This window comes from Paenibacillus sp. FSL W7-1332, from assembly GCF_037969785.1.
Lineage (GTDB): Bacteria > Bacillota > Bacilli > Paenibacillales > Paenibacillaceae > Paenibacillus_AQ.
Window position 1 is genome coordinate 7,385,957 of sequence record NZ_CP150209.1, and the last position, 11,066, is coordinate 7,397,022.

11 protein-coding genes and 2 pseudogenes are annotated in these 11,066 nt (G+C 48.8%); 3 read left to right on the forward strand and 10 right to left on the reverse strand.

Features of this window, described 5'->3' with window-relative positions:
* Nucleotides 1-293: 293 nt before the first annotated feature.
* The 9 genes and pseudogenes from MKX98_RS33495 to MKX98_RS33535 form a co-directional block, all read right to left on the reverse strand.
* Nucleotides 294-635, reverse strand: a complete 342-nt coding sequence (locus MKX98_RS33495) for a helix-turn-helix transcriptional regulator (RefSeq protein ID WP_194540210.1) — start codon at nt 633-635, stop codon at nt 294-296.
* A 498-nt stretch (nt 636-1,133) separates the two neighbouring features.
* A complete protein-coding gene (locus MKX98_RS33500; RefSeq protein WP_194540211.1) occupies nt 1,134-1,712 on the reverse strand; it encodes a TMEM175 family protein in 579 nt (192 codons plus the stop codon).
* Between the two features lie 196 nt (nt 1,713-1,908).
* Entirely contained in the window at nt 1,909-3,405 is a 1,497-nt protein-coding gene (locus tag MKX98_RS33505; protein WP_339220692.1) for a serine hydrolase domain-containing protein, read from the reverse strand.
* A 51-nt stretch (nt 3,406-3,456) separates the two neighbouring features.
* Nucleotides 3,457-4,563 carry a HAMP domain-containing sensor histidine kinase gene (locus MKX98_RS33510; protein WP_220687094.1) on the reverse strand — a complete coding sequence of 369 codons (1,107 nt, stop codon included), beginning with the start codon at nt 4,561-4,563 and terminating at the stop codon, nt 3,457-3,459.
* On the reverse strand, nt 4,551-5,222 hold the full coding sequence (locus MKX98_RS33515) for a response regulator transcription factor (protein ID WP_220687093.1): 672 nt from the start codon (nt 5,220-5,222) through the stop codon (nt 4,551-4,553). The genes MKX98_RS33510 and MKX98_RS33515 overlap by 13 nt, the downstream gene beginning before the upstream one ends.
* A 139-nt stretch (nt 5,223-5,361) precedes the next feature.
* Nucleotides 5,362-5,814: an SRPBCC domain-containing protein gene (locus tag MKX98_RS33520; protein WP_339220695.1), complete on the reverse strand. Its 453-nt coding sequence runs from the start codon at nt 5,812-5,814 to the stop codon at nt 5,362-5,364.
* A pseudogene (locus MKX98_RS33525) lies at nt 5,811-5,924 on the reverse strand (polyketide cyclase); the annotation flags it as partial. The pseudogene MKX98_RS33525 and the gene MKX98_RS33520, both read right to left, overlap by 4 nt.
* Before the next feature lie 27 nt (nt 5,925-5,951).
* Nucleotides 5,952-6,047, reverse strand: a pseudogene (locus MKX98_RS33530) (MerR family DNA-binding transcriptional regulator); the annotation flags it as partial.
* A gap of 189 nt (nt 6,048-6,236) precedes the next feature.
* Nucleotides 6,237-7,157: an alpha/beta fold hydrolase gene (locus MKX98_RS33535; RefSeq protein ID WP_220687091.1), complete on the reverse strand. Its 921-nt coding sequence runs from the start codon at nt 7,155-7,157 to the stop codon at nt 6,237-6,239.
* A gap of 159 nt (nt 7,158-7,316) precedes the next feature.
* Between MKX98_RS33535 and MKX98_RS33540 the strand changes: the two genes are divergently transcribed.
* From MKX98_RS33540 to MKX98_RS33550, 3 genes are all read left to right on the forward strand, one after another.
* Nucleotides 7,317-7,787 (forward strand): MarR family transcriptional regulator, encoded by a 471-nt coding sequence (locus tag MKX98_RS33540; RefSeq protein ID WP_339220698.1) that lies wholly within the window; start codon nt 7,317-7,319, stop codon nt 7,785-7,787.
* 262 nt (nt 7,788-8,049) lie between these two features.
* A complete protein-coding gene (locus MKX98_RS33545; RefSeq protein ID WP_339220700.1) occupies nt 8,050-8,868 on the forward strand; it encodes a helix-turn-helix transcriptional regulator in 819 nt (272 codons plus the stop codon).
* A gap of 102 nt (nt 8,869-8,970) precedes the next feature.
* Nucleotides 8,971-9,924, forward strand: coding sequence for an aldo/keto reductase (locus tag MKX98_RS33550; protein ID WP_339224653.1), 954 nt, complete (start codon nt 8,971-8,973; stop codon nt 9,922-9,924).
* Nucleotides 9,925-10,286: 362 nt separating this feature from the next.
* Here MKX98_RS33550 and srtB read toward each other — a convergent pair whose 3' ends face one another.
* Nucleotides 10,287-11,066, reverse strand: coding sequence for a class B sortase (gene srtB, locus MKX98_RS33555; RefSeq protein WP_339220702.1), 780 nt, complete (start codon nt 11,064-11,066; stop codon nt 10,287-10,289).

Here is an 11,066-nt window from a genome sequence, read left to right on the forward strand (position 1 = left end):
CAAAAACTGTACAGGTTAGGAGCTTGTAGGAAAGCATTAAAAAGACCGAGCCTGGAGGCTCGGTCTTTTTAGCCATTTTCAGTTATTGAACATTGTCTTTGGGTACTGATACGAACAGATGAGTTAAGCAACAGGTATTTGAGGACCGGTAAAAGAAGCATCTCGACCAAGAAATCTAACTTAATGTGTTGATTGGAAATAATAAGGAAGGAGCATGCCTCGGCAGCTCCTTCCTTACTCATAACAGTCTATTTTCAACTAAGCCAAATTTCGGCAGTCTAATGATTTCCCGCTTAATTCAACTGATCGTCCAACATTGCGTCGATGACTTTCAATATCTTTTTTTGCTCATTTTCGCTTCTGCTTCGGAGCTTGTTCACAATTTCTGCAAGTGTAGACTTGCTCGCCTCTTCGCTAACAGGCTGGATATAATTAAAAAACTCCACCATCGAAAGATCGAGCGCATTCGCAATTTTATTCAGTACCACAATGGAACAAACTTTTTCGGAACGCTCCAGCTTACCAATATAAGTTTCGTGTACCTCAGCCTTACTTGCAAGCTCCTCCTGGCTTAGTCCACGTAGTTTTCGGAAGTGCCGAATGCCTTCCCCTACCATCTTCATCAAATCACTCACAGCGATCACCCTAAGCAAACCATAGACCAGCCATATCATTACTCCAAGATACTATAGTATTTAATTTTTAAAAAAATACCCTATAGGGATTTTAAATTGTTATAATAAGATTGCCCTTTTTCCAAAAAAATATAACTCAATGGCCCGAAATAAGGCTACATGGAGCTTTAAGAAAGGAATGAGTCCCATTAGAGTGCTATGTATATTCCCTGACAACTCAACGACGGATATTTACGTATCCGAAGTTGGAGAATTTCTTCGTATCACAAAATTAGTAAACGGAATAACGATGGAAGGTACCCATTACAGTGTGGCGCATACAGAACTTATTGTTGAAAAGGAAACTTTCTATATTTCAGTGCTATTAATGCATAGCCATGTGAAATAAGCCGTGATTCATAAAACCTTAGAGATATTATCGAGTTTTCAAAAAAATCCGCTCTATCAACCAAAAAAGTTCTTCGAAGCCCGCTTTTATGCGAGAATCGAAGAACTTTTTTAACGGCTTCTCAGGACATGCTCGATTCGCTTATCCGGCATGAACCAGATCACCGCAACGAGCACGAAAAAGAAACCGGATATCCAAACACTCACGTATGCGGTCAAGGCAGCAGTCAAGTAGAGTAAAGGAGATAGTTTCCCCTTCCAATCTTTACCCATCGCTGCGACGAATGAGGAATCACCGGAGTGCTGGTTCATAATCATACGCTGAAGCAGCCAGTATGATAACGCCGCTAGTAGTAGAATAATACCGTACAGCGCTGTCGGAGTAGGTGCAAAATGGCTTTCCCCCATCCAAGCCGTCGTGAACGGCACAAGGGATAGCCAGAAGAGAAGCAGCAAGTTAAGCCACATCAACCGCCCGTTCATTGTTCGAACCATATGCAGCAGATGATGATGATTGTTCCAGTAGATGCCGATATACACGAAACTGAAGATATAGCTGACAACTTTCGGGCCAAGCTCGATTAGCGCGTGCCAGTCATGGCCTTCCGGCACTTTGAATTCCAGCACCATGATCGTAATAATAATGGCCAGCACGCCATCGCTGAATGCTTCCATCCGGTTTGCTTTCAATGCGTCTCACCTATTCCCCTCGCTTCATGTTGTCCCAGTCCCCAGGGTTGCCTCCCACCTGGTTCGATGAGATCTATAATGTCCATTATAGAGATCGTTTGTCCTGAGTCTAGCTACTTTTCACCTGAATTTGGGGAAATGACCTTTGCACGGGTAAAAATGTGAACTTCTAGCCCTCACCTATGGTTGCGCAGGGTTATCTTGAAGGGTTTTCTGGATAAGGTGAGATTGTTATTCCCTTCATCTTCCTGGCCCGGTAATATAACCTGAAACGGCATACCATAACCGTTACATTCACAAGCGATAATACAACCAGCCATATGATCAGCGATGACATGGCAGTCCATAGTCCATACCAAGGCAATACTCGCCCGGCGCCAATAAATGTAGCTAACGGCGACAGAAACAAGAGAATCAAGACAGGCAGCAGTCCTCCGGCTAATGAGACCATCAAATTACCGGTTGTCATGGCCTTTTTGCTTCGATGGATCCGATAGAGCCTATATATCCCCCAAGCAATCGTCGCAAGCACCAGCAGAATCATAACCGCCTCCATGTTTTTGCTGTTGACAATCGTCGATTCGGTCTTTTCTCCCTTCATAATCTTTGCGATTCCGTCGACAAACGCCGAATAATCGACAAAGGCGTTTAAACCGGAGTCAAACATCATCGCAATGCCCAGCCGCTGATCCAAATAGATCGTCTCTTCCGCCTTATACGTCCATAAAATTCCGCTATGGGAAATCGTCCGGCCCCCTTGCTCATCCTCTTCCGCAAGCCACCCCATTCCATACGGGCCGTTCTGTCCGGCCGTATGGTACTGCTCCATCAGCTCTGGCGTAAGAAGCCTGCCATTATATTGGGCGAGCATCCACTTGGCCATATCTTCGGCTGTCGAAATCATACCGGCGGGCCCGTCAACGAACCAAGAAGGTTCAGACTGGCTTACAGGATGGCCGAGCAATATATAATGTCCCCGTGGAATGGCGGAGTTCTCATTGATCTGCCGCGTGTTGCTCGCATTAAAGGTATCTCTCATCCCCAGAGGCTCAAAGATATGATCCTCCAAGTAATCGGAGAAGTTCTGTCCGCTCATTGTTTCGACCAACAAAGCTAAGTATTGATAATTCGGATTGTGGTAGCTATAGGCTGCTCCAGGATCATTGGCTAGCTGAACCGTGTTCAACGACTCGTTAACCTGTCGCAGCGATTGATATGGGGACGAACGGGTCATGTCGGGATTCACCTTGTCATTCAGACCGCTTGTCTGGTTGAGCAAATCCCGAACGGTAATATCCCGAATGCGCTCGTCCTTAGGTGCAAGGTCGGGGAAATAAGATGCGTACGGCGCATCAAGCTCGATTAGTCCATTGTCCACCAGTTGAAGGACAGCCAGTGCTGTAAAAGATTTGCTTAACGAAGCAATAGGAAAGGGGGTGCGGTCGTTTATATCACGGCCCTCTGGCATAGCGCCGTATCCTTGCGTATAGAACACCTCTTCGTTATGAACGATGGCAAGGGCCGCACCCTGAATATGATTGGCGCTCATCGTTTTTTTGACGTACTGATCGATTTCCTGCTGGACTTCGGCTTTGCTTCGGACTTCAACGGCGGAAGCGGGTCTGGCCAGGATGCCCATCATTAGCAGGAAACAACTTAAGACTAGCCACATTTTCTTCTCTACGGTTCTCATACTAGCACTCCTTAATTCATGTTAAGGAAAATGCTAATCGATCTTTTTCAACTATTTATCAACTCCGTACAAAAAACTTGCCGTTACGTTCCCACCGCCATGGAGGCCGTTGGCTACCAGCAGACTACCCTCATGCTTTTCGCAAAGAACTTTGCAAATGTAAAGCCCCAGTCCGTGATGTTCATTCGCATCCCATACCTCTCCGCGATAAAAAGGAAGTACGGCCTTGCGGAGCGCCACTTCGGAAAAACCTGCACCGTCATCCGTGACGGTTATAGAAAAGAAGCCCTTGCCGACGTTATAATGAACGCTTACGTGACTTGAGGCATAACGCGCTGCATTTACGATCAAATTCTCAAAAACCTGCATCGCCAAATGGACATCGACCGTTATTTCGTTCGCTTCCGCGGCAATGGATGAACCGAAAGTCTTACCATTCCGTCCGGTAATTTGGCCCGCGCTGTCATTCAGCAAGGAGATGAGTTCATCCGTTTCAATCATACGGCTCTGCACCGGCATATCCTCCAGCTTCTGAATAGAATTCATCGCCTCCGTGTAGCTTTCAAGACGGACGATATGCGCCTGCATCGTTTGTATCGTGTCCAAGAGTTTCTCCTCGGATATTTTGCGCTCCGGCAAGTAAGCGATCAGAAATTCGGAGTACCCTTTCAGAACGGAAAGGGGCGTTCTCAGATCGTGAGCAAAAATAGCGTTAAGTTGTTTCCGTTCCTCAACCGATCGCCAGAGCGTTTGGTGGTTCTTCTCCAACTGACCGCGCATGTTCTCAAATACACGGCATAATTCCCCCATCTCATCCCGGCTGTCGTAAGAAATATGAAACCCCAAATCGTTCGCCGAAATTTTCTCTGATGCCTGCATCAAGATTTCAAGCGGTTTTTTCAGTTTCGACCGATAAAACAAGCTGCCCATCAGGACGATGCCGACGGCAACCGTTAACAGGACAACCGCAACGAGGGAAGGCAGCAACCAATCGTTCACGGAAGAATAGCCGGCAAACCGCAACCGTATACTTTCCGCCCATCTAAACTCCAATGTGATGACGACTAGAACGGCGATGAGCGTAAGGCAGCATAATAGAATGAACGATTGCAGCAAGGTTAACCGCTTCAGGCTCAGCCAGTTTATCATTTTCGCCATTTGTAACCCACTCCCCATACAGTTTCTATCCTGTCGCCGCTACCATGCTCTTTTAATTTGATACGAATTCGCCTGATATGCTCCGCTATTACGGCGCTGTCGCCTTCGCCGTCCAGTCCCCACACTTTTTCAAAAATGCGCTCTTTGTCAAACACCATTCCGGGATGCATGGACAATAGCTCTATAATATCGAACTCTTTTTTGGCCAAGGGAATTTGTACATCGTGGATGTAAAGCGCGCGAGCCGAATAATCTATGACCAAATCTTCGCTAAACCTTACGGACGTTTTCGTTTGGCTTCGCATCTCCCTGCGCAAATGTGCCTCTACCCTCGCACCCAGCTCATGAAGACTGAACGGTTTGGCTATATAGTCATCCCCTCCGGCCTGAAATCCCGATATTTTATCCGCATCCTCGCCGCGGGCGGTTAGAAACAGGATCGGACAGGACACAAAATGCCGGATTTTCCTGCATAATTCCAGACCATCAAGCTCCGGCATATTAATATCCAGCAGCACAAGATCCAGTTGATTCTCTATTTGCCGCAGCGCCTCGCTGCCATCCTTCGCCGTCATCACGAAATAACCGTTTATTTCAAAGTAATCCGTGAGCAGTTTGCGAAGATCGGCTTCATCATCTACGATCAGTATCTTTTTCATCTTGCCCTCTCCGCCTCCAATATCAACTTCTCTAGACCCAGCATAACAAAAATCGCCGTCCGATTCCCAGCAGGGATCGTGAACGGCGACATTTTAGAGAAATTACTTACGAAGCAGTCTTCTTGGGTAAATGCAGATATCACTTTACAAAGCTATCGACCAATTCCGCCAGCACCTTGCCAAGCCGGTCAAGCTGCTGTTCATTAGCTTCTATGCAGATGGGCTTCGCTTTTTCAAACTCCTCTTTTTTCTTGAAACGTTGACGGAAGGTGACCCTGGTCCGGCCATCGAAGTCCTCGAAGGTAGCCGTTACCCGAAATTCGTGAACGTTCAGATGATCAATCACGACCCGCTCCGTCGGCACGAACTCAACAAAGACATTATGGTTAGGATAATCCACGCCATCCGGTCCGTGCATGGTGAACTTCCACGTACCTCCCGTCCTCATATCGCACTCGTGAAACGTATTCTTGAAGCCTTTCGGTCCCCACCACTTGGCTAATAAATCCGGGGTTGTCCATGCCCGAAACACAAGCTCCTGTGGGACATCGTACTCGCGCGAAGCCATAAGTTCATTTTCACCTATTGTCATGTTCTTACCTCCCCTTCTACTATCTTGCCCAGTGTGTCCAACATGATGTTTGTACCGTGCTCTCGTATTTCCGGCGTATTATGTTCGTCAGAGAATGCACCTTGGCCTGTGGCCGGATTCCGTTTGTCCCGACGGAGTGAACCCCCGATTTGATCATAAAACCGCAAAGTTCGTACGGTAAGCCCCGTCAGCTTGGCAAGGCGCCCGACCTTCCAATGTCGCTTCTGAACCATCTCCACTCTTTGGCGCTAGCTATGTACCGGTAGCTCTATTGTAAAACGTTACGTTACGTAAGGTTCAAGTGAAATCGGGGTGCTCTGCCAGAATTTTTTTGCGCTCTAATTTTTGAACACAAGCTATCGGTCCAAGCTTATGGCAGCGACATGAAGTGCTACTACCAGGCTCGTGCGATCGTCATTCCCTTATTTGGACTCGATGTGCCCCAGCGGTATATTGCTCTCTTCTAGAGCCGCGCGAGCGGCTGGCCAGCTGGAATCGTCGAGGTCGAGCTCATTTCGAAGATAGGCCAACGTGATCTGCTGGATCAAGGCGACTCGTTCGGGGCTCTCGTCCGTCGTCTCCGCAGCGCTGTAACCGGGTATCCCGCCAAGCGAGTGCTCGGCTCCGAAGAGGGTGAGCAGGCTCTTGCTGCCCGGGCTCAGGAAGTACGGGTCGGTGAACCAGTCCGGTCCCCGAGTGGACAGTTGGGACTGGTCATGATCTCCCGCTACCACGAGGGTCGGCGTGCTCATCTCGGCGAAGCTTGGGTTCATGAAGGGGAAGTGCTCTGCCGCGAACGGGCTCAAGTCAGCACCACCCTTGCCAGTCGTGGCAAGCAGCACGCCCGCCTTGATTCGTGAGTCGGACATATCCTCTCCCGGCTCGCCGTGGGTATCGAGAACTCGCGCGCCGAGCAGCATGCTCACCGTCTGGCCCCCCCAGGAGTGTCCGGCTGCCGCAATACGGCTTCGATCGAGGCGTCCACTGAGACCGGGAACGGAAGCTTCAAGTTGATCAAGCTGGTCGAGGATGCGCTTCATGTCCTCGACTCGGAAACGCCAGATCCGTGGCGTACGGGGATCTTCAGGAGGAAGGTTCAGCGTCCTCGAATCGAGATGGGTAGGTTGAATGACCACGAAGCCGTGAGCAGCCCAGTAGTCGGCCAACGGGCCGTAGCCATCCAACGACCAGCCAAAGCCGTGCGAGAAAACGATAATAGGCAATTCACTCCCAGTCGCGGGCGCAGACACTCGCACTTGCAGATCCTCGCCACGGTCCGGCGCTGATAGGACTAGCGGCTTCACCGAAACGACTGGAGTAGGCACACTAACTTTAATTTTCATAATAAATGTTCCTTTCTTGAAAAAAGATTAGCCAAACCGTTACGGGGAGAAAGCGGTCAAGCTGGTTCCTGAAATAAACCGGCAGTTCCAGTTGACATGTCAACCTTCGTCAACTGTAGCATATTGTAGTTGACACGTCAACCATGCTATGATGTTCCTATGAACAAGAACGAGCTAAACCAAGAGGAAATGCGAATATGGCATATGTGGAAGGGCTCCTTTCAGAGCATCTTCGGTCGCGTAATAAAAGAGATGTCCGAGCAGACAGGACTGTCAGAGGGTGATTATGGGGTGTTGGATCGGTTAGTCCTTTTGGGGAACGGCAACCTTCGCCAACAGGAATTAGCCGACTCGATGGACTGGGACAAGAGTCGACTGTCACACCATTTGACGCGGATGGAAAAACGCGGACTTGTGATGAGGAAGCCGTTAGACACGGATCGCGGTGTTCAAGTCATCATCACTTCTATTGGAGAAGCGGCATTGGATGATGCCCGTCCCATAGTTTCCAAGGCAATACGCAAATATTTCCTTGATCATTTAACCGATCAAGACATTGAGTCGATTACCAGGCTTGCGGAGAGTACCAAAACGGGGTCTTCCGCGTCTGGTAAACCACCTACGCCGTGACCCCGTTTTTTGATGCCATTCCTTACAGTGGATAAGTCAATCGTACTCAATAAACAGAACTCTCCAGACTCGGGGGGTTCTTTCCTTTTTTATTAACAAACTTCGCCTTGGCGACAGTTAATCCATTATTCCCCATTATTTTTGCCGCACCTTCATCAACCACATCGGGAGTCTATATATAGTAAAATAATATCGTAATTCTAAAGCGATTATTTGTTATCAAATGAAGCTCAATACCAAACATTCAGGTGGTGATTGATCTATGACTGTTACTAACAGCAAAGCAAAGGCAATGGGAGCGTTTCTCAAATCACGCAGAGAACGACTTTCGCCGAAGGATGCGGGCCTGGAATTCGCCAACGGGCAACGGAAGACGCCCGGACTGCGGCGCGAGGAAGTCTCCTTACTAGCGGGCGTGAGCGTCACCTACTATACGTGGCTGGAGCAAGGGCGGGATTTAACCCCGTCCAAAGATGTGATCGACAGCATCGCCCAAGCACTCCGATTATCTCCAGCCGAGAAGAGTCATTTATACCAGCTCTGGAACCCGCATGCATTCGAGACGCCTTTTGCGGGCCCAGCCGTCGTAGATCCGCATATGCAGAAGATTATAGATCAATTGACGTACCCTTCTCACATCACCAATGAGAGAAGCGAAGTGCTCGCTTGGAACAAGGCAGCTCAGGAGACGTTCACCGACTTTGCTTCCATTCCTGTCCAAGAACGTTATTTCATGCGTTTGTTGTTCGAAGATACGGAAATGCGCAATCGCATCGTGAATATAGAAGAATTCTCGAGTTATTCGGTGGGCGTGTTCCGAACTTATTACGATAAACACCGGGATGACCCTTGGTTTGAGACGGCAGTAGAGCAGCTTACTCAGAACAGCCCTGAATTCGATCGAATGTGGGGACAATACGATGTTCAACTCAAAAAGGTCAACCGGATTGTTTTGCAGCCCCCCGGTATCCATCAACCTATTGCTTATGATATCCATTCGTTGGTGAATTTGTCTGACCGCCCGGATATCCACATCTGCATTTACACCCCGGCTACAGAGGATCCGGGTGCTGACCGTTAATATTTTTACTAGTAAAAACGTTGTGTGGTTGCCTTGGTAAGGATCGATTAGAATGGGCTCATATTCGAATAATCCTAACGTCAGAAATGAGGGGTACCTATGCTGCAGCAAAGAAAACTAGGAGAAGAAGGTCTTGAAGTGTCGGCCATCAGCCTTGGAACCATGATGATGCCTGACAACGACGAATCCGTGCGTACGATTCAGGGAGCATTGGATATGGGCGTGACGATGTTTGATACAGCCGACCTTTATGGGACGGAATACATGCTCGGGCGGTTCGGGGGAAATGAGAAGCTTGTCGGACGTGCGCTTAAAGCTCGGCGCGATGAGGCCGTTATCGCCACCAAATTCGGAATTACACACGGTCAAGGTCCGAAAGGGGATCCCGCTTACATCAAAAAATCCGTTGATGCCAGCCTTTATAGCCTGGGACTGGATTACATTGATCTCTATTACCAGCATCGCCCCGACCCCAATACCCCTATTGAGGAAACAGTCGGCACGATGTCTGACCTCGTAAAGCAAGGGAAGATTCGATACATCGGATTGTCGGAAGCGCCTGTCGATATTATTCGACGGGCTCATGCGGTACATCCCTTAACCGCAGTCGAAACCGAATATTCCCTATGGAGTAGGGAAGTAGAGGACGAAGTTCTCCCGGTTCTTAGGGAGCTGCGTATCGGTCTAGTCCCCTACAGCCCGCTTGGCCGCGGCTTCCTAACCGGCCAGATCAAAAAATTTGAGGATTTGCCGGAAGACGACTATCGGCGCTATTACCCGCGATTCCAAGGCGAGAACTTCGCCAAGAACGTTGAGGTCGTCTCCCTGATCGAGAAAATGGCCTCTCAAAAAGGCTGCACCCCCGCCCAATTGAGTCTAGCCTGGCTCCTGGCACAGGGCGAGCAAATCGTGCCGATTCCGGGAACGAAACGATTGGACCGCGTGCAAGAGAACCTTGGAGCGCTGCAAGTGACACTGTCAGCTGACGATCTGGCGGAGATTGAACGTATATCCCCCAAGGGCGTGGCCGCAGGCGGCCGATTCGGCGCCTTCTGACAAGTATCCGCCCTTTCTGCGACCTTCTAAGACAAGATTTAAGGCCATCCTATACGGGATGGCCTTTTTGGACCTTGCGTGACTCCGTGAGCTAAACGCCGGCAGCTCTGCCAGATCCAACTACCGACGTCCACCAGAACACGCAAGCAACGAGCTCCTCACCTTCGCAAGGAAGTGCGAGTCCGATCACCGCCGTTTGAAAAAGTACCTGCGGTAGATGAGGTTCAGCTTAACGGATCCATCGCCGAAAAATAAGAGTACCTAAACGGATGCCCCAAACTGGATCAAATAAAGCCTAAAAAAATCGCGTCCTCCAAAGGAGAACGCGATATAAAGCAGCTTCACTCTGATTTTCAACATCGTCATGAACGCTTTCGGGCGACCACCGCTAACCGGCCGTTTTCGGTCGAGTACTCGCAGGTGGACAGTACAATAAGTTTATCGCCATACCGGGCTGTTACGCCTGTGTCATAAAGAGCGAGTTTTTTGATGTTCTGAACATACGAATCGAACTCGGCCGACGTACTTACATTCTCAATCTGGTAGTATTTAAAAACATCGTCCGATTTGCGATAAACTTTTGACAGAATAACGGCTACAATCTCATACTCTTCCTTTTCGTAAAGCGTACTGAACTGGAACGTTGCATGCTCTCTATAAAAGCTTTCGTTCTTGTACTTCATTAAGTCTTTAAACATCCAGCCGCTTTTCATGTGATGCCCATGAATCAGCACAATGTCCGAACCGTTGGTCCGGCTATGCGCGTCCAAAAAAGGGAGGCCGCCTTTGTTTTCCTTTTTATCGAAATCATGATTGAGATAGTACTCCGCATCCTGTGGATTCTGCATGACCGGGTACTCAATTCGGGTGCCGTCCATCTTCAGCCAGCCGACGATGTCCGAGTTCCTCTCGTAAAGCTCTCGAAATTCGGGAAGCATGACTGGCTCATTCGCCTTATTGAACAAAACGGAGGGGGATGCAGCCCCTCCGCCTTTGTTCGATCCTTCCTCCCAAGCTGTTGCCAGCTCTTCGATTTTCTGTTTCTCAGCATAATCCCGCAGGGAAATTCTCGCAATATTGACGAGAGAAAATACCAACACAAGGAAGGAAACGGCGATAAGAATTTTTTTGATTTTGCTCAT

Excerpts from the sequence above, each read along its gene's own strand:
- MKX98_RS33545 (WP_339220700.1), top strand. The coding sequence starts at position 8,050 with ATGACTGTTACTAACAGCAAAGCAAAGGCAATGGGAGCGTTTCTCAAA.
- MKX98_RS33505 (WP_339220692.1), bottom strand. The coding sequence starts at position 3,405 with ATGAGAACCGTAGAGAAGAAAATGTGGCTAGTCTTAAGTTGTTTCCTG.
- MKX98_RS33510 (WP_220687094.1), bottom strand. The coding sequence starts at position 4,563 with ATGGCGAAAATGATAAACTGGCTGAGCCTGAAGCGGTTAACCTTGCTG.
- MKX98_RS33520 (WP_339220695.1), bottom strand. The coding sequence starts at position 5,814 with ATGACAATAGGTGAAAATGAACTTATGGCTTCGCGCGAGTACGATGTC.
- MKX98_RS33535 (WP_220687091.1), bottom strand. The coding sequence starts at position 7,157 with ATGAAAATTAAAGTTAGTGTGCCTACTCCAGTCGTTTCGGTGAAGCCG.
- MKX98_RS33515 (WP_220687093.1), bottom strand. The coding sequence starts at position 5,222 with ATGAAAAAGATACTGATCGTAGATGATGAAGCCGATCTTCGCAAACTG.
- MKX98_RS33540 (WP_339220698.1), top strand. The coding sequence starts at position 7,317 with ATGAACAAGAACGAGCTAAACCAAGAGGAAATGCGAATATGGCATATG.
- srtB (WP_339220702.1), bottom strand. The coding sequence starts at position 11,066 with ATGAGCAAAATCAAAAAAATTCTTATCGCCGTTTCCTTCCTTGTGTTG.